The following is a 21074-nucleotide window of genomic DNA, read 5'->3' as shown; positions in this document are numbered from 1 at the left end:
GAAAAAGTATTTATGAGTGTAGTAAATTTTTACGGACAATTAAGTAATACTCAACAATTTGATCAGATAAGAATTAATATAGCAAGTCCAGAACAAGTACGTTCATGGTCTTTTGGTGAAGTAATAAAACCTGAAACTATTAATTATCGTACTTTTAAACCTGAAAAAGATGGTTTATTTTGTGCAAGAATTTTTGGTCCAGTAAAAGATTATGAATGTCTTTGCGGTAAGTATAAGCGAATGAAAAATCGTGGTATTACTTGTGAAAAGTGCGGTGTTGAGGTTACTGTTTCTAGAGTAAGACGTGAAAGAATGGGGCATATTGAACTTGCTGCTCCCGTTGCTCATATTTGGTTTCTAAAATCTCTTCCTTCAAGAATTAGTACGCTTCTTGATATGACGATGCGAGATATAGAAAAAATTCTATATTTTGAAAATTATGTTGTAGTTGATCCTGGATTATCTATTCTACAAAAAGGCGAGCTTTTAACTGAAGAAGAACTGCAAAAAGCAAAGGATAAATACGGGGAAGATGCGTTTACTGCGTCTATTGGTGCAGAAGTAGTACAACAAATGCTAAAAGAGCTTGATTTCCCAACATTAAAGCAAGAGCTATACGAAGAACTACAAAATACGACTTCAGAAGTAAAAAAGAAAAAGTTAGTAAAGCGTTTAAAATTAGTAGAAGACTTTTTAGAATCTAAAAATAAGCCAGAATGGATGATTATGAACGTATTGCCGGTCATGCCTCCTGAACTTAGACCGCTTGTTATGTTAGATGGCGGAAGATTTGCTACTTCAGATCTTAATGAACTTTATAGAAGAGTAATTAATAGAAATAATCGTTTAAAGAAGCTTATAGAGTCAAAAGCACCTTATATAATTGTTAGAAATGAAAAAAGAATGCTGCAAGAAGCAGTAGATGCGTTATTTGATAACGGACGCCGTGGTAGAGCAGCAAAAAATGCTAATAAGCGTCCGTTTAAGTCATTAAGCGATATGCTAAAAGGTAAGCAAGGTCGTTTCCGTCAAAACTTACTTGGTAAAAGGGTGGACTACTCAGGACGTTCAGTTATCGTAGTAGGACCTGAGCTTAAACTTCATCAGTGTGGTTTACCTAAAAAAATGGCTCTAGAATTGTTTAAGCCGTTCATTTATTCAAAACTTGAATTATATGGTATTGCTACAACTATTAAAGCAGCTAAAAGAATGGTTGAGGCTGAAAAGCCTGAAGTTTGGGATGTGCTTGAGGAAGTCATAAGAGAACACCCTGTATTACTTAACAGAGCTCCGACATTGCACCGTTTAGGTATTCAGGCATTTGAGCCGTTATTAATTGAAGGTAAAGCAATACAGCTTCACCCGCTTGTTTGTGCTGCTTTTAATGCGGACTTTGACGGGGACCAAATGGCTGTACATATTCCTTTATCGATTGAAGCCCAGCTTGAAGCTAGGGTATTTATGATGTCTACTAATAATATCTTAAGTCCTGCTAATGGACGTCCTATTATTGTACCAGATAAAGATATAGTACTCGGCTTATATTATTTAACGCTTGCTTTTGATCATGAGGTAGGTGAGGGTATGATGTTCTCAGACTTAACTGAAATGGAGCATGCTTTATATAACAAATTTATAACGATTCATACTAAGATAAAATATCGTCGTAATCAGTTAAATGCTGAGGGTAAAATAGTTCCTGTTATAGTTGATACTACTTATGGAAGATTAATGGTTGGTGAGTTGTTGCCTTCTAATCCTAATATAGAATATAAGTTTATTAATAAGCCTTTAACTAAAAAGGATATATCTCTAGTAATAGATTTAGTCTATCGTCACTGCGGTCAAAAAGCTACAGTAATTTTTGCTGATCAGTTGATGAAACTTGGTTTCAAATATGCTTGTTCTTCAGGCATTTCTTTTGGTATGGATGATATGGTTGTACCAAAATCTAAAATTGTTCATATCGATGAAACACAGCTTGAGATTAAGGAATTTGAGCAGCAATATTCAAATGGTTTAATTACTTACGGCGAAAAATATAACAAGGTAATTGATGCATGGTCAAGATGTACTGATAGAGTAGCTAATGACATGATGAAAGAAATTGCTAAGCCACCTGTTAGTGATGATTCAAATCAACAGAAGATAAACTCTATATATATGATGGCTATTTCAGGTGCTAGAGGGTCTTTCCAGCAGATTAAACAGCTTGGTGGTATGCGTGGACTTATGACTAAATCAAATGGTCAAATTATACCAACACCTATTATCGCTAACTTTAAGGAAGGATTAACAGTATTTGAATGCTTTAACTCTGCTAACGGAATGCGTAAAGGACAAATAGATACAGCTTTAAAAACCGCAAGCTCAGGTTACTTAACAAGAAAATTAGTGGATGTTGCACAAGATTGTATTATTACTGAAAAAGATTGTAACACCGATAAGGGTATTGAAGTAAAGAGTATTATAGAAGGTGGTGAAGTAATAGTGCCTTTAGCTGAAATGATTTTAGGTCGTACGGCAGCTATTAATATATATCATCCGGTGACTAATGATTTAATTCTCACCAAAGGTGAATTAATTAATGAGTCTAAATTAGAGCAAATCGAGTCTGCAGGTTTAGATAGAATTATGATTAAGTCAGTACTAACCTGTGAAAGTTCCACCGGTATATGTGCTATATGTTATGGTAGAGATCTTGCTACTGGTTCGTTAGTTTCCGAAGGGGAAGCTATAGGGGTGATCGCTGCTCAATCTATCGGTGAGCCAGGTACACAGCTTACAATGAGAACTTTCCATATCGGAGGAGCAGCAACGAAAGGAGCAGAAGTATCTTCTGTAGAAGCTTCATATGATGCAAAAGTAAAAATTCTTAGCCGTAACGTGGTTATTAATTCCGAAGAACGCAAAATTGTTATGAGCCATAACTGTGAGTTATTATTACTTGATAATAACGGCAATGAAAAAGCTCGTAGTAAAATCCCATATGGTGCAAGATTACTTGTTGATGAGGGCGATATGGTTACTAAGACGCAAAAGCTTGCAGAATGGGATCCATATACCATACCTATTATTACTGAAAAATCTGGTAAGGTATTATTCAAAGATATGGTTGAGGGGATTTCGGTTCGTGATGTAACTGATGAAGCAACTGGTATTCCAAGCAAAGTTATCATCGAATCAAAACAATATTCACGTGGAGCCGAACTAAGACCACGAATCCAGCTTCTTGACGCTAAGGGTGAAATTATCATGTTATCAAATGGTTTAGAAGCAAGATATTATTTACCAGTTGGAGCGGTTTTAAGTGTAGAAGATGGGGTACAAATATCAGTAGGTGATATAATTGCACGTATTCCTAAAGAGTCAACTACTACTAAGGATATTACTGGTGGTTTACCAAGAGTAGCTGAGCTTTTCGAAGCAAGACGTCCAAAAGATCATGCAGTGATTGCTGAGATAGATGGGAGAGTAGAGTTTGGTAAAGATTATAAATCTAAGAGACGTATTATTATACACCCAGTTGATGGTTCAATGGGTCTTGAGTATATGGTACCGAAAGGTAAGCATGTTGTGGTTAATGAGGGAGACTTTGTTAAGAAAGGTGACTTATTAATTGATGGTAATCCAGTACTTCAGGATATTTTAAAAGTGATGGGTGTAGAGCTTCTTGCAAGCTATATTGTTAAAGAGGTTCAAGCTGTTTATCGTCTACAAGGGGTAAAAATTGATGATAAGCACATAGAAGTAATTATTCGTCAGATGTTACAGAAAGTAGAAATAACAGACTCAGGCGGTACTACATTATTAGTAGGCGAGAAGATAGATCGACGTGAATTTGATGAAATAAATGAAAAAGCAATTAAGAATGGTTTAAGACCTGCTGATGCTCAGTTAATATTACAAGGTATTACTAAGTCTTCTCTGCAAACTAGATCATTTATATCTGCTGCATCATTCCAAGAAACTACTAGGGTTTTAACTGAAGCTGCTATTGCTGGTAAGGTTGATAAGCTACGAGGACTGAAAGAGAATGTTATAGTTGGGCGTTTAGTACCTGCAGGAACAGGTTTCTTTATGGATAAAATGCGTAAAGTAGCAGCAAAACTTGACGAAGAAAATGCTTAAGGTTAAAAAGCAATCTCATAGTGATATTCCTGAGATTGCTTCGTCAAAATTCAGCTATTAATTAAAAAAGATATAGAGTCTTGTTATACTGACTAAAGATAGTATTATCCGCTTTTTTCTCAACGGATAATACTAAAGTTATTAATTATTTCCCCTTTTCCACACCTGGTTTACAGAATAATTTTCCTAAACATAAAAATGAATATATCCCACAAAAACCAATAATTATATAAAGTAACTTAACAATAATTGGAAATGAACCGAATAAAAGTGTTACTAGGTTAAAATTGAATAATCCAATTAGCCCCCAATTTATAGCACCTATAGAAGATAGTAAATGTATAGTAGTGATAAGTGGATTACTAGAAGTATTTATTAGCATATTTTGCTCTCCATATTATTGATGTTTAAGTAAATCTAGACTTCAAAACAATTTACCATATAATTATAATTTCCTATTTTTAGATAGATGTCCATTTAAATTTTTATATTTGTAAAATTATTTTACAAGTTATTAATTTTTCTTAAATGTTTGGTATATTACAGGGATAACAAAAATTGTAAATATAGTACCAATGCTTAAGCCACCAACTATTACAAGACCAATAGAATTACGGGCAGCAGCTCCCGCACCTGTTGCAAAAATTAGTGGTATACTACCTACGACAGCAGCAAGTGTAGTCATTAAAATTGGTCGCAGGCGAAGAGTACAAGCTTCTATTATAGCATTTCTAATATTTGCTCCTTTTTCCCTTAGTTGGTTAGCAAATTCTACTATCATAATAGAGTTCTTAGTGATTAGCCCAATTAAAGTAATAAGCCCGATATTACTATACATATTAAGGCTGTTACCTGAAATCCAAAGAGTAAGCACCCCACCGGTTATTGAAAAAGGTACAGCAAGCAATATTAATAACGGATCAACAAAGCTTTCAAATTGTGCTGCAAGCACCAAATAAATGAATATGAGAGCAAAGCCAAATGTCATAAGCATATTACTATCTGCTTCTTTCATTTGTTTAATTTCTCCGATATATTCGAGTATAGTGTTACTCGAATCAAGTAAGTTAGCTGCTATTTTATTAATTTCGTTAATCGCATCTTCAATTTTGCTATCAGGGCTAAGGTCGGAAGAGATGGTAACAGATTTTGAGTTGTTATAATGGCTATATGATTTTACGGATATTTTTTCTGTGATATTAGCTATTGATTCAAGGGGCAACATATTATTATTCTTTGTCAGTATTAGAATTTTACTAAAATCACTAATGCTACTACGATCTTTTTGATTAAATTGCAGAATTACTTCATATAAATCGTTCCCCATTCTAAAATCACCTACTTGTTGACCTGCCAGCAAATATTGCACTGTTTTACCAATATTTGCCATATTCATTCCATATAAATAAGCTTTATCACGATTAATTTCGATAGCAATAGTTGGCATTGCTGATTGTAGGTTCCTATTAACGTTAGAAAAAATCAGGTTTGCTTTCATTATATCTATAAATTGCTGCGATATTTTATCTAGATCATCATACTCAAGATTTGTTTGAATAGTAAATTCGATAGGGCTACCTCCGCCACTACTGACCATTGAGCGAGGATCCATAGCAAAAACTTGCATACCTACTATCTCGGAGAACTGCTTATTCAGCATATTCTTAATTGTTTCTTGCGATCTAGAACGCTGCTTCCAATCTTTTAATGGTACGAAAGAAAAGACATTATCACTACCGCCTGCTCCTATTACCATTAAGTAACCTGCTATATCTTTGTAATTAGCAAGGATTTTCTCGGCTTCTATTACTATTTCGGTGGAATGCTCTAAGCTGGATCCTTCCGGTCCTTTAAAAGATAATTGTAAGAACCCATCATCTTCTTGAGGTATAAAGGTTTTTTGCACAAACTTAAAACTGATTATTAATACCACAAACGACGCAGCAATAATTAGGACAAATTTCTTTTTATTATCAAAAGTTAGGTTTAGGTAATGAATATATCTATCCTGTATTAATTGTAAAAGCTCATTAAATTTAACTAAAAATTTAAGAGTCGGAGCGTTATGCTTAGTAATCATACGGCTTGACATCATGGGTGTTAAGGTTAAGGCTACAAACCCCGAAAATAAAACGCAGAATGCTAAAGTCCATGCGAATTCTATGAATAATTTCCCAACAAACCCATCTATAAATCCAACAGGTAAAAATACAGCAGCAAGTGTAATAGTCATTGCAATAATTGCGAACCCTATTTCTTTAGATGCGAGCAATGCCGCCTCCATAGGTTTATGACCCATTTCATTGTATCTAAATATATTTTCAAGCATAACTATTGCATCATCTACCACAAGCCCGATTGCAAGGATCATGGCAAGTAGCGTAAAGATATTGATAGAAAACCCCATAGCATACATTACGCTGAAAGTACCTATTAACGATACAGGAATAGTAACAAATGGAATTAGGGTAATTTTAGCAGAGGCAATAAATAAATATGTTACTAAAATCACTAATATTAAAGCTTCAAAAATGGTTTGAAATACTGCATAAATTGAAGCTCTAACAGGTTTTGCTCCATCATACGCAATATTTAAGCTTATTCCTTTAGGAAGTGACTCTTTTACTTTTTCAATCTCTTTTGTAACATCATTTGATAAATCTATAACGTTAGCTTTAGATTCTTTGATAAGCCCAAGAGCAATAGAATTTTTCCCATTATACCTAAATAATACTTCACTATCTGGAGCAGTTAAATATACTTTAGCTATATCTTGTAGTTTGATTATACTATTATCTTGGACTTTTATTATAATATTGCCAAATTCTTCCGGTTTAGATAAAGAACCTTCAAGAGTTACTATAAAATTATTTACTCCCGTTTTAATGTTACCAGCAGGATAATCTTTATTCTGCTCTCTTATGGCAACCTCAATATCTAATAAAGAAATTTTATGTTGATATAATTTTTTAGGATCAGGCTCTATTCTCATTATATATTCATTGCCGCCATAAATTTGTGACTGTCCTACGCTTTCTAGTTTATCTAAAGGAGTTTGCAAATAATCTTCAACAATTTTTGTTAACTCTAAATCATTATATTGTTCACTTTCAACGCTTATAAAAAGACTTGGAAAGCTATCAGCATCAAGCTTTGCAACTGAAGGTGCTTTCATATCCTGTGGAAACATATAAGTTATATCTGATATTTTAGAGCGTACATCGTTTAATGCTACTTCAATATCTGTAGATAATAAGAAAGATAAAGTAATACTACTTTGCCCAGTACTACTTTGTGAGGTTATATAATCTAGATTTTTAACTGTTTTTAAAGCCTTTTCTATTCGGGTTGTGATTTCTTTTTCCATATATAAAGCATCAGCACCAGCATAAAAAGCATTGACGTTTATAATAGGAATTGAAATATCTGGCGTACCTCTAATTTGTAGCTTAGTGAAAAAAATTGTTCCAAGAACTAAAATAACTAAACTTAAAACAGTTGCAAATACCGGACGTTTTATGCAAATTTCAGATAATAACATTTGATTTGATGTTCTCTTTGATATATTTATTGTAAATTTTTACTTGAATTATTTAATTATATCCAGCTTTAAAAGCATAACTGATGTAAAATGGCTACATTTTTTTATCAATTATACAATTATATATATCTTTAAAATTTTATAAATAACGGATATTTGCAGTAAACTAAGAGTTTGTTATAATTAAATAACCTAGTTAAAAAATAAAAAAATATATTGATGTGCATTATTGCTAGTTGTATATATTGTACTACGACAGTAATGTATTAACCCATTAAATAGAGAGTTGATTTTTTATGAGTACACAACCTAAAAAAATGAATAAGACAGAATTTATTGCTTTTATGACTGAGCATGGTCACCACCATAAACATCAGGGGCATAAATCATTTACAAAAGCTGATGCAGAAAAGGCACTTAATTGGGTGCTTGAATCTATAATTTCTGCTACTAAACATCAACATAGTGTTAATATCACAGGTTTTGGTTCGTTTGGAATACAAAGCAGAAAATCAAGAGAAGGTCGTAATCCAAAAACAGGAGCAAAAATGACTATACCTGCTTATAAGCAACCTGTATTTAAAGCTGGAAGTAAACTTAAAGAAGCTTGTAATAATAAGTAACTTATATTTTTTCCCTATAGTACCGCAGTTAAGCCTGAGGTACAGTCGTGGGACTGTTAGCAGTCCTATAGCTTTAGTAGTATAATTATGCTTCAAGAATCATGGCATTAAAGGAAGCCTTAACTATATAGTTTATATGATAATTGAGCATCTAGAATTTAGTTTAAAACATAAAAAGCTACATAATAGCTGGCTTATTGAAGCAGAAAATATAGAGCAAGCTTTAAAAGATATAGAGAAATTTATATGTTCAAAGCTTTTAAAGAATAGTATTCCTCTTGAAAATAATCCAGATTATCATCTTATTGCTAGAGAAGTTTCTGCTACGTCTAATGCTAAGAATATCTCTATCGAGCAAATAAGAAAATTACAGGAGTTCTTAAGTAAAACCTCTGCAATTTCAGGCTGTAAGGTTGCCGTAATTTATTCGGCAGATCTTATGAATCTGAATGCTGCAAATTCATGTTTAAAGATTTTAGAAGACACCCCTAAAAATAGTTATATATTTCTAATTACTTCAAGAGCTTCAAGTATAATTTCTACCATCAGATCTAGATGTTTTAAAATTAGTACTAAATCGTCTGAAAGAATTTCTGAAGAAGAATTATATTATAAATTTATTCAGCCTATAGCAGATAATGAAAACTTAAATTCTAAATTAGAGTTTATTAAGCAATTTAATGCTAAAGATAGAGAGTTATGGTTAGATTTTACTGATAATATACTCTTATTAATGAATAGAATTCTAAAAAAATCTTCAAATATTGATGTTGAGTTTTCTGATTTAGAAAATAAAATATTTCATGCATTACCGAATCGTAACCTTTCTTATCTAATTCAAAAATTTGCTGACATAAAAAAGCTAATATATAATACAATCGATTATGATTTAGATTTAAAAGCTAGTTATATATTAGTGATGAGTGAGTTTTCTTAAGAAGATCATTCATCAAAGATGGAGTTACTAAGTACAGTGTTACCTATTACTTCTATATATTTAATATCATCTGTAGTAACTTCAATTGATACTTTAAAATTCCTAGTACAACTAATAATATCCGAGGTATTATTGTTAAGTAATTCACATATTAATAATACTGTATCTTGAACAGCTAGCTTTGCTATTTGATCGTTTATAGATTTAGGATTAGATTCGGGATTTATTATTTTTTTCAAATTTTTAATAAGTTTTCTTTACTTAGTTATTTGCAAGTTCTTTAGATTCTTGTTTTTTGGTAATTTCAGCAATTTAATATTTTTGTAAATTTTTATCTCATTTTAAGACATTTTTGCATAATATTGCTTTAATTTATAAGGTTTTTTAAAATATATATTTTTTAGCATAAAACTAATATGTTGTATAAAAGTCACAAATATTGTTGTTGCTAAAATGCAAAGAGAGAAATATATTAGACAAAGACTTTATTTAATTATTTATCTTTATGTTTAAAACTTTAACACAAAATTTAACGAAGATTTTTGATCGGCTAGTAAGCTCAGGGCTTTTAACTGAAGAGCAAATAGATGCTGCTTTAAGAGATATAAGAGTTGCTCTTTTAGAGTCGGATGTTGCTCTGCCTGTAATAAAAAATTTCGTAGCAGAAGTTAAACAAAAAGCCTTAGGACAGGAAGTTATCAAATCCGTTTCACCCGGGCAGATGATAATTAAAATTATTCATGAAGAGATGATAAATATTTTATCCTCTAGTGAAGATGAGATAAAACTAAATTTAAATGCAAAACCGCCGGTAAATCTTTTAATGGTAGGCTTGCAAGGTAGCGGTAAAACTACAGCAAGTGGTAAGCTAGCGTTGCGTCTTAAAAATCAGAATAAAAAAGTTTTATTAGTCTCTCTTGATACTTATAGACCGGCAGCACAAGAGCAGCTAGAAATACTTGCAAATTCGGTAAAAATTAATTCACTGCCGATTATTAAAGGTGAAAAGCCTCTTGATATAGTTAAAAGAGCAATGGCTGAAGCCAGATTATCGGCATATGATGTAGTTATTTATGATACTGCCGGAAGAACGCAAATTGATCAAGAAATGATGAATGAGGCGATAGCTATTAAGAAGCTAGTAGAGCCAACCGAAACGTTGTTAGTAATCGACAGCATGACAGGGCAAGATGCGGTAGTTACGGCTAGTAGCTTTAATGAGCAGCTAGAAATTTCAGGATTAATTTTGTCAAGAATTGATGGTGACTCTAAGGGTGGTGCGGTATTAAGCGTAAAATATATTACGCAAAGACCAATTAAGTTTTTAAGCAGTGGCGAGAAACTAACCGATTTAGAAGAGTTCGATGCTAAACGTATAGCGTCTAGAATACTTGATATGGGGGATATTATCTCTTTCGTTGAAAAAGCAGCAAGTATAGTAGATAGAGAACAAGCAGAAAAAACAGCAGCTAAATTAAAAAAAGGTAAGTTTGATTTAAATGATTACCTGCAACAAATGAAAAGTATAAAAAAGATGGGTGGTTTTGGTAGTATACTTAGTATGCTTCCTGGTAGCGGTAAGATTATGGATCAGATAGATCAATCGAAGTTAAACAGTAAAATAATCGAGCATCAAGAAGCAATCATTTTATCTATGACCCCAAAGGAAAGAAGAAATCCCGATATTATTAATGCTTCTCGCAGAAAACGTATAGCTTTGGGTGCTGGAACTACAGTACAGAAAGTAAATATTCTATTAAAACAATTCAAGCAAATAAGTGACATGATGAAAAAAGCAAGCAACATGAATCCTAAAAACTTGCTTCGCAGTGGACTTGGAAAGTTGTTTTCCTAAAAGCAAATCACCACTTTTAATTAAAAAAATAATATTATTATACTATTAGTAGAAATACATATAATTCCTTTTATATTAACAGTGTATCAATAATTAAGTGTCTACAAAGCCTAAGCACGACGAAATTATCCGAAGTGCGTTTGAGAATCCAATAGTTGCCAAAGAATTTTTTGAGATGCACTTATACTCGATGAACTTCAAAAATTGGCGTTGTCGTTCTATAAGATCTGCGGTACTCACGTATTAAGTAACTGCTTCCGTTCCTCGCCTTATAAACTCCTAGCTCTTTTTCAAATAAAACGAGTATACAGCTGATCTTTTGCCTAAATTCGCTAAAATTGATATCGGTATTGATCATATAGAACTAATTTTATACTACACTTTGACCAAGATTAAGCAAAGTGATATAATAGAAGTAGAAAAACTACTTAAATCAAAATTAAATCCTAAAAAAAGAGAAAACGTTATGAAAAGTATAGCTCACCACTGGATGCAACAAGGTAAAGAAGAAGCAAGAGAAGAAGCAAAAGCTATTATGGCAGAGAAAATGCAGGAAGAGAAGATTGCTATAGCTAGAAATTTAATTAAAGCAGGTCTAAAAATTGATTTAATTGCTACCTCAACTGGTTTAAATGAAGACGAAATCAAAAAACTTAAATAAGCCAATCGTCAAAATTAAATCCTAAAAAAAGAGAGAACATTATGGGAAGCATAACTCATCATTGGATACAACAAGGTAGAAAAGAAGAAAAAATTATTATGGCAAAAGAAATGATGAAAGAAAGACTTACCTTAGAGTCGGTTATAAAAATTACGAAATTATCTAAAGCAGAAATTGAGTAGTTAAAGTAAGTTATATTTATGAAAGAAGTTAAGGCGAATGATTTAAGCATATATATTCATTGGTCTTTTTGTTTGTCTAAATGTCCTTATTGTGATTTTAATTCCCATATAGCGAATAGTATAGATGATGATAATTGGCTTAAATCTTATGAGAAAGAAATAGAATATTTTAAAGATATTATTCAAAATAAATATATAAAATCTATTTTTTTCGGCGGAGGCACTCCTTCTTTGATGAATCCTAAAATTGTTGAGGGAATAATAAATAAAATTAGTGAACTCGCAAGAATAGATAAGCAAACTGAAATAACACTAGAGGCTAACCCAACTTCATTTGAGACAGAAAAATTTAAGGCGTTTAAAGCCGCCGGTATTAATCGTGTTTCGATTGGAGTACAATCTTTAAGAGAGGATGACTTAAAAAAGCTTGGCAGAACTCATGATTCATTGCAGGCTATTAAAACGATTGAATCCGCTAATAAAATTTTTTCTAGAGTTTCGTTTGATCTGATATATGCTCGTAGCGGTCAGGAATTAAAAGATTGGCAGCAAGAACTAAAGCAAGCAATGGAACTTGTTACGGGGCATATTTCTCTTTATCAGCTTACCATTGAAAAAGGTACACCGTTTTATAAGTTGTTTCATGATGGTAATTTGATCCTTCCAAGTTCTGATATAGCAGCTGAAATGTATGAGTGGACGAATGATTATCTAGAATCTCAAAATTATTTTAGATATGAAATATCTAATTATGCTAGAAAAGGACAAGAATGTGTGCATAATTTAACCTATTGGAATTATAATGATTATTTAGGTATAGGTCCTGGTGCTCACAGTAGAATAATTGAAAATCCTAGTTCAGTATCGGCAATTATGATGTGGCATAAGCCGGAAAAATGGTTAGAAGCAGTTAATAATAAAAATAATGGTATTCAAACTAATTCTAAGTTAACCAAGCAAGAGATAATTGAAGAAATTTTGATGATGGGATTACGCCTTAAAAATGGCATAAATATTTCTGCATTGGAGCAGAAAATAGATGCAAAATTAGAGAATATTTTAGATATTAGCAGCCTTAACCACTATCAAGAATTAGATTTAATTAGGTTAGATGAAAATATCTATCTAACCTATAAGGGTTTAATGCTGCATAGTTATATAGTTCCAAGGCTTTTACAAATCTGAAATAGAGAGTATACTCGTTTTATTTGAAAAATTGGCTATGTAGTCTTTGCAAATCCTCAGATGCTCACGTACTTATTGTATGCTCCGCTCCTCGTCTTACAGACTCCATGCTCTTTTCCAAATTGATACTATCGTCTATCCAACTCTTCATTTATTAGATGTATACCTTTAATACTTCAAGATTTAGCAAGCCAAATTTCGGGATTCGTCTTTGCTCACGTAGTCTATCTACGTTCCGCAGACTCACCGCTTATTTGACTTACCAACTTTTGAAGTATTTGCGGTATATACTAACTCTGTACTCTCCTTATTTTCTTAGTTAATCGTTAAGTTGCTTTTCTATCCATTTTTTATGTTTTTGTTCATCCTTAAAACCCTGTTCTAAAACCTTTTCTGCATCATGCCATTTATCAGCATGATTATTTAGCCTTTCATAAGCAGTGTTAGTATCTTCTTCATTTGAAAGCATAGCATGTAATATAGCTCTATCGCCAATCTGTGTAGCAAGTACTACTTTGCCTTTTGTTAGCCATTGTTTACTGCTAGGACCATTTACTTTTTCTTCTTTATGTTTTAATAACAGTTCATTTAATTCTTTTACATGTCTTTCGTGATCTTCCTTAAACCTTTGTAATTGTATTTTATAATTCTCATCGGTAATTCTATTAATGGTCATATGCTTCTATAGCATCATAATCAAGTTCAATCAGTTCCTTTATTGCATCTACAAAATTATTTTGGATTCCTACTAAAGTTGTCATTTTATCCTCCTTAATTATTTTATTGCAACTATAAGGTTACGCCTTAATATTTTTCAAGTCAAGGTTAAAAAACAACAGTTAAACAAAATTTTTATATGTAAATAAAAAATAGTTTTTATTTAATAATAATAACGATTTATAATTATTTATTTTTATAATATTTTTAGATATCAACTCCTTAACAATTCATTAATACTAACTTTAGCTCTCGTATTTTTATCAACCTGTTTTACGATAACAGCACAATAAAGTCCTGGTTTATCTGTTTCTTTATTAGGTAATACTCCTGGCACTACTACAGAGTAGGGAGGTACTCTACCATAGATAATCTCACCACTATCTCTATAAACTATTTTTGTAGAAGCTCCGATAAAGACACCCATACTAACTACCGCTCCTTCTTCTACTATAACCCCTTCAGCAATTTCCGATCTTGCCCCAATAAAACAATTATCTTCAATAATAACAGGCTTTGCTTGAAGTGGTTCAAGCACGCCACCGATTCCAGTACCGCCTGAAATATGGCAATTTTTACCGATTTGAGCACATGAACCAATAGTAGCCCATGTATCAATCATTGTTCCCTCATCTATATAAGCACCGATATTGATAAAAGACGGCATAATGACAACATTTTTAGCAATATATGTGCCGGTTCTAACAAACGATCCTGGGACTTTGCGTATGCCGGCTTCTTTAAACTTGTCAAGCTCAGCATCAAAAGGAAATTTAGGGGCAACTTTGTCATACCAACTATTATAATTATTATTATAAAGCTGTGATTCAGTCGTCATAAAATATAAAAGAATTGCTTTTTTTACCCATTCAGTAACTTGCCAACTATTTTCTTGTCTTTCACAAACACGAATAGTACCTTTATTTAGGCTTTCTATAACATCGTGCAGTATTTTTTTTAATGCTGAAAGTTTTACGGAGTCTTGTAATAGCTTGTCCTTTATTTGCCAAGCTTCTTCAATTTCTTTGATATATGGGAGCATAATTTTTAACTGTTATATTGCTAAAAATCATAAATAACTTTATCATGAAGTCAAATATAAAAAAATTTACTATGTATATTAGTTGTCCTAATTGTCAAACAAAATTTATTGTCTCAAATAATCAAATAGGTATTAACGGACGACGTGTTAAATGCTCTAAATGTAGGCATATCTGGTATCAAAAATTAGATTATAATACCAGTAAATTAAGTGATTTTGATGAAGATAAATTCGAAGCCGTTAAAACACCTGTTAAAAATGGATATGGTAATCAATTTTCTGCAAACGTACCAGTGATTTTGCCATATATTCCACCTAAGCGAAAATATAACGTCTTTCCATTCTTGTGGACTAGCTTTATAATTTTTTGTTTAGCTATATTACTGCTAGATAGCTTTAAATCCTTGAGCAAGTATGATCAGCTAAAAATAGAGGAAATTAAATTAGGAAGTTCGCATAATGCTGGTACTATAAAAATGTTTTATAAAATATCTAATAACTCTGATTATTTAATATCTAATCCTTTAATTAAAGTTAGGGCGATGGATCATAATAATAGAGTTCTGGATGAATATGTATCTATTACAAAGCTCAAAGCAAAAATCCCTCCAAAGCAAGATACGTATGTAGAAATGGAAATCAAAGGGCTTCCAGCTGCTGCAAAATATATCGATGTTACTGTGGGAAATAAGCTTGGGTTGTTATTAGAATAGATTTGTCATTGCGAGGAAAAATTGAAAATTTTGTACGCGTGCAATCCAGTAAAATGCATAGCATTTTTATTATTTTTTCTGGTTTCCCACCACAAAGGAATGACACCGAATGCTTTTAACTAAATTTACTTGAGCAAGGGCTGCTACGGCTGCTGTTTCAGCTCGTAAAATATTCTTCCTAAACTTATAGAATGTGCGTTCTTATACGACGCAAGCAAAGCAATCTCGTCATTAGTAAATCCGCCTTATGGTCCAATCACAATCGAAATATCAGTAATATCTTTGTTAGAAGATTTAAGCTTTAATATAGAATTTTCTTCTTTTTCATGCTCGTTTGCATATAACACAAAATTATTATTCTTTTTTAGATAATTTTGTATAGAAATAGCAGGCTCTATTACCGGAGGATTTAATCGCTCAGATTGTTCAGTTGCTTCAATAACGCATTTTGTCAAACGCTCAATATTTACTGATCTAAATTGACATCTTTCAGTAATTAGAGGAACAATTTTAGTTACACCAAGCTGCGTAGCCATATTTATTGCAAGCATTAACTTATCTTGTTTTATTATAGACATAGCAAGCGTTAATGAAGATTCAGCACAAGGTTTTCTCAAGCATTCTTGAATTGTAATAGCAAGGTTATTCCTATCTAATTTAGCAATCTGTGCAAGGAATTCTCCATCCGTGCAATTAAAAATTTGAAATTGATCATTTACCTTAAGACGTAATACAGTTTTAATATAATGAGTGTGATCACTTCCTAATTCTAACTTGATATTTTCAGCTAGATGGTTATTAATATAGATACGATTAAATTTCATAAATTGATATCATGGATAATAAAAAAGATAATATATTAGAAGAAGAAAATTTGCCAAAGGAAAAAGAAATGCCAAAGGAAATCGGTGGGGCTAAAGGTCTAGAGCCAACAAGATATGGTGATTGGCAGCATAAGGGTAAAGTAACAGATTTTTAGTTGGACTTAAGGTCAGTAAGCAACTAGGACATTGCTTGTGTGGGTTAATTTTTCCGTCATTGCGAGGAAATTACGAAGTAATTGACGAAGCAATCTCATGAGTCAAATATTGCTTTATGAGATTGCCACGCTCCTTACAGTCGCTCGCAATGACGATTTGGTATCCACGCAAGTAATGTCGCCATGGGGGAAGATTATCAGCAAAAGACAATGTCAAATAAAATGAGTATATATTAATCTCTTCTGTTGCCTAAAAATCTCATTAGATATAAGAAAAGATTTATGAAGTCTAGATATAATGTAAAAGCTGCCATAATAGAAAGCTTTTGTCCTGTTTCATCATTTCCTGCCATGTAATACATAGATTTAATTTTTTGAGTATCCCAAGCAATTAAACCCATAAATACAACTATTCCTATGAGAGAAGTAGCAAAAGAAAGACCTGAACTTTTTAGGAACATATTAACTAATGAAGCAATTATAAGACCTATAAGACCCATTGCACAAAATGAACCCATAGATGTTAAATCTCTACTTGTGCTATAGCCATATAGACTCATTGCTCCAAAAACAGAAGCACAAATAAAGAAAGTACGAGCTATTGACTCACCAGTATAGACAAGAGCTAAATATGCAAGAGACATACCTGTTAAAGCGGCATAAACCCAAAATAATATTTGTGCTGTTTGCAAGTTCATACGCCCAAATCCCATAAAGAAATATAAAGCGATGCCAAGAGGAGCAAACATTATAAGCGTTCCAAAACCTGTTTGAAACATTAAATTATATAAAGGTTCAACTGATATAGTTGTTACCGCAGCTATGCCGGTTAGTAATAATGCTAAAGCCATATAATTATATACTTTAAGCATATATTTTCTTAGACCTTCATCAAAAGTTTTGTTTTTAGATGATGAAGCTGTCAAAGTTTTTGTATAATCGATCATAAGAAACCTTAAGATTATGTTTATATAGTATAAATATAGTCCTTTAAATGGGCTTTTTCAAGTGATAATTAATTAAATTTTTATAAAAATCGAGCATAGAATATAAACCAGCTTGTTTATCTTGTAGCCAGATTGCCGCCCTTATTACCCCATCGGCAAAAGAATTCTTGTTAAGAGCTTCATGCTTCAAAGTGATAGTTTCATCATCGCCTAAGAAAAATATTTCATGAGTGCCGTGTACATTACCACCACGAAGCGAAGAAATACCAATTTCATTATTTCTTCTTGTTTTATTACCTCGGTTAAATGTTATATCTAGTTCTTTTTCAGCTGTAATCATTTCAGCAAGCATAATAGCAGTGCCTGAAGGAGCATCTTTTTTAGCACGATGATGAGCTTCTAAAATCTCGATATCGTAATCATCCAATATTTTTGTTGCTTCTTTTGCTAAATAACCGAGTAAATTAGCACCTATACTCATATTTGCAGAATATAAAATAGGTAAGGTTTTTGCTGCTTTTTCTAAAAGTTTAAACTGTGAGGAAGTAAGACCGGTAGTTCCAATTACTAATTTGGTATCATATTTTAAAGCACTATCAACCAATTTTTCTAATATTTCAGGAGTAGAGAAATCAATAACTATGTCAGAATTTTTACATAAATCATTTAGCTCATGTAAATCACGGGTGCTATTAAATTTTGCTGAAATTTTACAATTTTTAAAGTTATCTATTCTCTCTAAAATAGTTCTACCCATTTTACCGGTAGCACCGCTAAGACATATATTTATAATCATATTAATTTTATGTAAGATTTATGATGATATATTAAAGGTTTTGAGTCGTTTTTAATAGCAGTATTTATTACTTTACCAATAAATATAACATGATCACCGCCATCATAGGTGGCATGTTTTAGGCATTCTATATGACAAATAGCTCCATTTATTAAAGGACAAGAAGTAGCAGGTCCAAGTTCATAGGAAATTGCTGCAAGTTTATCGGTATGTGATTTTGCAAAATGTTCTGAAATATCAACTTGATTGTCTGCTAAAATACTAATGGCAAATTTACTACTGTTTTCAAAACCTTTTATGCTAAAAGAATTTTTATTGAGACAAAATAATATTAATGGAGGTTTTAAAGATACAGAGGTGAAAGAACTAGCAGTAAAGCCAAAAAACTTATTATTTAAATTAGTAGTTATGATTGTCACTCCGGCAGGGAAACAGCTCATAGCATCTTTAAATTGATTTTCTGTTACTGTCCCAGCCATTTCTTCATAATTTTATTGATAGTACCATCTTTTTTCAATGAATCTATTGCTTCATTAATTTCTTTAATTAACCCTGAATGTTTAGACAAGCCTAAAGCAAATTCCGAAGAAAATTCCTCTAAAGTATAACTTGCTAAATTTGGATTTGCTTCTTGTAACTTTTTATTTTGAAACTCTTCGGAAATAATAACATCTACGACTTTAGCTTTTAATTCTTCAACTAACATTAAACTATTTGCTAAGGAATGAACTTTAATATTCATTGTTTTAGAAAGCTCTTCAGCTTTTTTTTCTAATACACTACCTAATTGCACACCAATTATTTTGTTATCTAAATCACCAATACTTTGTACATTGTCCTCTAACCTGTATAATACAGCAAATTTTGCTGTAGCATAATTATCGGAAAAGCTGATATATTCCGCACGTTCTGGTGTTACTGAAAGTTCTGCAACTGCAATATCGATATTTTCGCTTACCAAAGCTGCAAGTAAGCCATTAAAGTCAAAGTTTTTTATAATGACTCTTTTATTTAAACGCTCGCCTATTGCGTTGATAATATCTATATCAATCCCAACAATTTCACCATTTTGAATAAATTCATAGGGTGGATTGTCTGCTGAAGTTCCAACGATTAAAGTTGCTTCTTGCTCTTTTTTTTCACAAGAAATTAATAATAAAGATAATAAAAGTACTTTAAGAAAATTCATAAAAAGTAATATTTTAATTTGAATGTTTTTTATCGTGTATCCTGTCATTGCGAGGAGCGTAGCGACGAAGCAATCTCAGAAAGTCTCATGAGATTGCCGCGCTCCTTTTAGTCGCTCGCAATGACGCTAACCAAGCTTATCCTTCAACAGCTCATTCACAAGCCCAGGGTTTGCCTTACCGCCGGTTTTTTTCATTACTTGACCAACGAAAAAGCCGAATAATTTATCCTTACCGCCTCTATATCCTTCAACCGAATCAGGGTTTTCGCTGATTACTTCGTCAATTACAGCATTTAGTACATTAGAGTCTGAAACTTGTACTAAGCCTTGTTCTTCTACAATTTTATCAGCTGCTTTACCGGTTTCAAACATAATTTCGAAAACAGTCTTAGCAATTTTACCGGATATGGTATTATCTTCTATCAATTTAATTAATTTTGCAAAATCGTTAGGCGTAATTTTACACTCGCTTATTTCGGTCGAAGCTTTATTAAGCTGTCCAAACAATTCATTAATTAACCAGTTAGCAAGCAGTTTAGGATCACATTTATTTGCTGCTTCTTCGAAATATTTAGCAGCCGACTCATCAGCTACGATTACTTCAGCATCATATTTGCTTAAACCGAATTTGGTTATATATTTATCTATTTTCTGATCCGGTAGCTCAGGCAAGCTTGCTTTTAATTCATTTATCAGCTCATCAGAAAGAATAACCGGCAATAAATCAGGATCAGGGAAATAGCGATAATCAGCTGCTTCTTCTTTCGAACGCATAGTTCTTGTCTCACCGCTATCAGCATTAAATAAACGTGTTTCCTGAATTACAGATTCACCATTTTCAATCAAATCTACTTGCCTTTTAGCTTCAAACTCTATAGCTCTGACAATATTACGTATTGAGTTGATATTCTTAATTTCGCATCTCGTCCCAAGCGGCTCTCCCTTGCGTCTTACCGACACATTAGCATCACAACGCATAGAACCTTTTTCCATATCCCCATCACAGCTACCAACATAACGAAGCAAGCTTCTGAGCTTCTTAACAAACTCTGCTGCTTCATCGGGTGAAGATATATCAGGTTCAGTTACGATTTCCATAAGTCCAATACCTGCACGGTTTAAATCTATAAAGCTATAATGCGGTGATTGATCATGCATAGACTTGCCAGCATCTTGCTCTAAATGCAGGCGATTAATACGGATAGTTTTCAGCTCACCAGTACTTGTTGGTATTTCCATAGTACCATCCTGCACTATCGGATAATAAAACTGAGAGATCTGGTAACCTTGCGGCAGATCAGCGTAAAAATAATTTTTACGGTCAAATACCGAATATTTATTTACCTTTGCCTTAAGTCCAAGACCTGTTTTAATCGCTTGATGAACACAATACTCATTAAGCACTGGTAGCATACCTGGCATTGCCGCATCAACGTAAGATACTTGTGAATTTGGGCTTGCTGCAAATGTTGTACCGCTGCCTGAAAAAAGCTTAGATTTTGAGGAAATTTGAGCATGAATTTCAAGCCCAATTACATATTCCCATTTTCCGCTACTACCTTCAATATATGCCATA

18 protein-coding genes and 2 pseudogenes are annotated in these 21074 nt (G+C 32.5%); 9 read left to right on the top strand and 11 right to left on the bottom strand.

Translation table 11 applies throughout. From position 1 onward, the window contains the following. Nucleotides 1–12 precede the first annotated feature (12 nt). Entirely contained in the window at nt 13–4131 is a 4119-nt protein-coding gene (gene rpoC / locus AAHF54_RS06080) for a DNA-directed RNA polymerase subunit beta' (protein ID WP_341788374.1), read from the top strand. A 145-nt stretch (nt 4132–4276) separates the two neighbouring features. Here the strand turns inward: rpoC and AAHF54_RS06075 are convergent, their stop codons facing one another. Then, nucleotides 4277–4513 carry a DUF378 domain-containing protein gene (locus tag AAHF54_RS06075; protein ID WP_016947643.1) on the bottom strand — a complete coding sequence of 79 codons (237 nt, stop codon included), beginning with the start codon at nt 4511–4513 and terminating at the stop codon, nt 4277–4279. A 132-nt stretch (nt 4514–4645) separates the two neighbouring features. Then, entirely contained in the window at nt 4646–7672 is a 3027-nt protein-coding gene (locus AAHF54_RS06070) for an efflux RND transporter permease subunit (RefSeq protein ID WP_342169938.1), read from the bottom strand. 317 nt (nt 7673–7989) lie between these two features. Between AAHF54_RS06070 and AAHF54_RS06065 the strand changes: the two genes are divergently transcribed. Together AAHF54_RS06065 and AAHF54_RS06060 are read left to right on the top strand one after the other, a co-directional pair. After that, entirely contained in the window at nt 7990–8295 is a 306-nt protein-coding gene (locus tag AAHF54_RS06065; protein ID WP_179852190.1) for an HU family DNA-binding protein, read from the top strand. 136 nt (nt 8296–8431) lie between these two features. Further along, a complete protein-coding gene (locus tag AAHF54_RS06060) occupies nt 8432–9232 on the top strand; it encodes a DNA polymerase III subunit delta' (RefSeq protein WP_341788371.1) in 801 nt (266 codons plus the stop codon). Between the two features lie 5 nt (nt 9233–9237). Here the strand turns inward: AAHF54_RS06060 and AAHF54_RS06055 are convergent, their stop codons facing one another. Further along, nucleotides 9238–9471, bottom strand: a complete 234-nt coding sequence (locus tag AAHF54_RS06055; RefSeq protein WP_341788370.1) for a hypothetical protein — start codon at nt 9469–9471, stop codon at nt 9238–9240. 266 nt (nt 9472–9737) lie between these two features. Here AAHF54_RS06055 and ffh point away from each other — a divergent pair, with 266 nt between their 5' ends. From ffh to hemW, 4 genes are all read left to right on the top strand, one after another. Further along, nucleotides 9738–11087, top strand: a complete 1350-nt coding sequence (gene ffh / locus AAHF54_RS06050) for a signal recognition particle protein (RefSeq protein ID WP_342169937.1) — start codon at nt 9738–9740, stop codon at nt 11085–11087. Nucleotides 11088–11406: 319 nt separating this feature from the next. Beyond that, nucleotides 11407–11748 (top strand): transposase, encoded by a 342-nt coding sequence (locus AAHF54_RS06045; protein ID WP_341788368.1) that lies wholly within the window; start codon nt 11407–11409, stop codon nt 11746–11748. A 41-nt stretch (nt 11749–11789) separates the two neighbouring features. Further along, nucleotides 11790–11930: a hypothetical protein gene (locus AAHF54_RS06040; RefSeq protein ID WP_341788367.1), complete on the top strand. Its 141-nt coding sequence runs from the start codon at nt 11790–11792 to the stop codon at nt 11928–11930. An 18-nt stretch (nt 11931–11948) separates the two neighbouring features. Beyond that, nucleotides 11949–13115, top strand: a complete 1167-nt coding sequence (gene hemW / locus AAHF54_RS06035) for a radical SAM family heme chaperone HemW (RefSeq protein ID WP_341788366.1) — start codon at nt 11949–11951, stop codon at nt 13113–13115. A gap of 319 nt (nt 13116–13434) precedes the next feature. Here hemW and AAHF54_RS06030 read toward each other — a convergent pair whose 3' ends face one another. After that, nucleotides 13435–13791: a ferritin-like domain-containing protein gene (locus tag AAHF54_RS06030; protein ID WP_341788365.1), complete on the bottom strand. Its 357-nt coding sequence runs from the start codon at nt 13789–13791 to the stop codon at nt 13435–13437. Between the two features lie 255 nt (nt 13792–14046). Continuing rightward, entirely contained in the window at nt 14047–14874 is an 828-nt protein-coding gene (gene dapD / locus AAHF54_RS06025; RefSeq protein WP_342169936.1) for a 2,3,4,5-tetrahydropyridine-2,6-dicarboxylate N-succinyltransferase, read from the bottom strand. Between the two features lie 71 nt (nt 14875–14945). Between dapD and AAHF54_RS06020 the strand changes: the two genes are divergently transcribed. Further along, the gene (locus tag AAHF54_RS06020; protein ID WP_342170243.1) at nt 14946–15587 is read left to right on the top strand and encodes an MJ0042-type zinc finger domain-containing protein; all 642 of its coding nucleotides are present in this window, start codon (nt 14946–14948) and stop codon (nt 15585–15587) included. A gap of 69 nt (nt 15588–15656) precedes the next feature. Here the strand turns inward: AAHF54_RS06020 and AAHF54_RS06015 are convergent. Beyond that, nucleotides 15657–16411, bottom strand: a pseudogene (locus AAHF54_RS06015) (16S rRNA (uracil(1498)-N(3))-methyltransferase). Between the two features lie 29 nt (nt 16412–16440). On the opposite strand from AAHF54_RS06015, the pseudogene AAHF54_RS06010 reads away from it, so the two are divergent. Beyond that, a pseudogene (locus tag AAHF54_RS06010) lies at nt 16441–16566 on the top strand (DUF1674 domain-containing protein); the annotation flags it as partial. A gap of 233 nt (nt 16567–16799) precedes the next feature. Here AAHF54_RS06010 and AAHF54_RS06005 read toward each other — a convergent pair. The 5 genes from AAHF54_RS06005 to gatB form a co-directional block, all read right to left on the bottom strand. After that, nucleotides 16800–17513 (bottom strand): Bax inhibitor-1/YccA family protein, encoded by a 714-nt coding sequence (locus AAHF54_RS06005; RefSeq protein ID WP_341788363.1) that lies wholly within the window; start codon nt 17511–17513, stop codon nt 16800–16802. A 43-nt stretch (nt 17514–17556) separates the two neighbouring features. Beyond that, nucleotides 17557–18306 carry a 4-hydroxy-tetrahydrodipicolinate reductase gene (gene dapB, locus AAHF54_RS06000; RefSeq protein WP_342170242.1) on the bottom strand — a complete coding sequence of 250 codons (750 nt, stop codon included), beginning with the start codon at nt 18304–18306 and terminating at the stop codon, nt 17557–17559. Further along, nucleotides 18306–18788, bottom strand: a complete 483-nt coding sequence (locus tag AAHF54_RS05995; protein ID WP_341788362.1) for a flavin reductase family protein — start codon at nt 18786–18788, stop codon at nt 18306–18308. The genes dapB and AAHF54_RS05995 overlap by 1 nt, the downstream gene beginning before the upstream one ends. Next, nucleotides 18773–19498, bottom strand: a complete 726-nt coding sequence (locus AAHF54_RS05990) for an ABC transporter substrate-binding protein (RefSeq protein ID WP_341788361.1) — start codon at nt 19496–19498, stop codon at nt 18773–18775. Before AAHF54_RS05990 ends, AAHF54_RS05995 begins: the two co-directional genes overlap by 16 nt. A 126-nt stretch (nt 19499–19624) precedes the next feature. Next, nucleotides 19625–21073, bottom strand: coding sequence for an Asp-tRNA(Asn)/Glu-tRNA(Gln) amidotransferase subunit GatB (gene gatB / locus AAHF54_RS05985; RefSeq protein ID WP_342169935.1), 1449 nt, complete (start codon nt 21071–21073; stop codon nt 19625–19627). Between the last annotated feature and the right edge of the window lies 1 nt (nt 21074).

The organism is Rickettsia endosymbiont of Seladonia tumulorum, from assembly GCF_964030815.1.
Classification (GTDB): Bacteria; Pseudomonadota; Alphaproteobacteria; order Rickettsiales; family Rickettsiaceae; genus Rickettsia.
The sequence above is the reverse complement of the archived record's forward strand: the minus strand, read 5'-3'. Positions and strand labels throughout refer to the sequence as shown.

Bases quoted from the DNA above. Each gene is read 5' to 3' on its own strand.
- AAHF54_RS06075 (WP_016947643.1), bottom strand. From the start codon at position 4,513: ATGCTAATAAATACTTCTAGTAATCCACTTATCACTACTATACATTTA.
- AAHF54_RS06005 (WP_341788363.1), bottom strand. From the start codon at position 17,513: ATGATCGATTATACAAAAACTTTGACAGCTTCATCATCTAAAAACAAA.
- AAHF54_RS05995 (WP_341788362.1), bottom strand. From the start codon at position 18,788: ATGGCTGGGACAGTAACAGAAAATCAATTTAAAGATGCTATGAGCTGT.
- ffh (WP_342169937.1), top strand. From the start codon at position 9,738: ATGTTTAAAACTTTAACACAAAATTTAACGAAGATTTTTGATCGGCTA.
- AAHF54_RS06065 (WP_179852190.1), top strand. From the start codon at position 7,990: ATGAATAAGACAGAATTTATTGCTTTTATGACTGAGCATGGTCACCAC.
- AAHF54_RS06020 (WP_342170243.1), top strand. From the start codon at position 14,946: ATGTATATTAGTTGTCCTAATTGTCAAACAAAATTTATTGTCTCAAAT.
- gatB (WP_342169935.1), bottom strand. From the start codon at position 21,073: ATGGCATATATTGAAGGTAGTAGCGGAAAATGGGAATATGTAATTGGG.
- AAHF54_RS05990 (WP_341788361.1), bottom strand. From the start codon at position 19,498: ATGAATTTTCTTAAAGTACTTTTATTATCTTTATTATTAATTTCTTGT.
- rpoC (WP_341788374.1), top strand. From the start codon at position 13: ATGAGTGTAGTAAATTTTTACGGACAATTAAGTAATACTCAACAATTT.
- dapD (WP_342169936.1), bottom strand. From the start codon at position 14,874: ATGCTCCCATATATCAAAGAAATTGAAGAAGCTTGGCAAATAAAGGAC.
- AAHF54_RS06060 (WP_341788371.1), top strand. From the start codon at position 8,432: ATGATAATTGAGCATCTAGAATTTAGTTTAAAACATAAAAAGCTACAT.
- AAHF54_RS06040 (WP_341788367.1), top strand. From the start codon at position 11,790: ATGGGAAGCATAACTCATCATTGGATACAACAAGGTAGAAAAGAAGAA.
- AAHF54_RS06030 (WP_341788365.1), bottom strand. From the start codon at position 13,791: ATGACCATTAATAGAATTACCGATGAGAATTATAAAATACAATTACAA.
- hemW (WP_341788366.1), top strand. From the start codon at position 11,949: ATGAAAGAAGTTAAGGCGAATGATTTAAGCATATATATTCATTGGTCT.
- AAHF54_RS06070 (WP_342169938.1), bottom strand. From the start codon at position 7,672: ATGTTATTATCTGAAATTTGCATAAAACGTCCGGTATTTGCAACTGTT.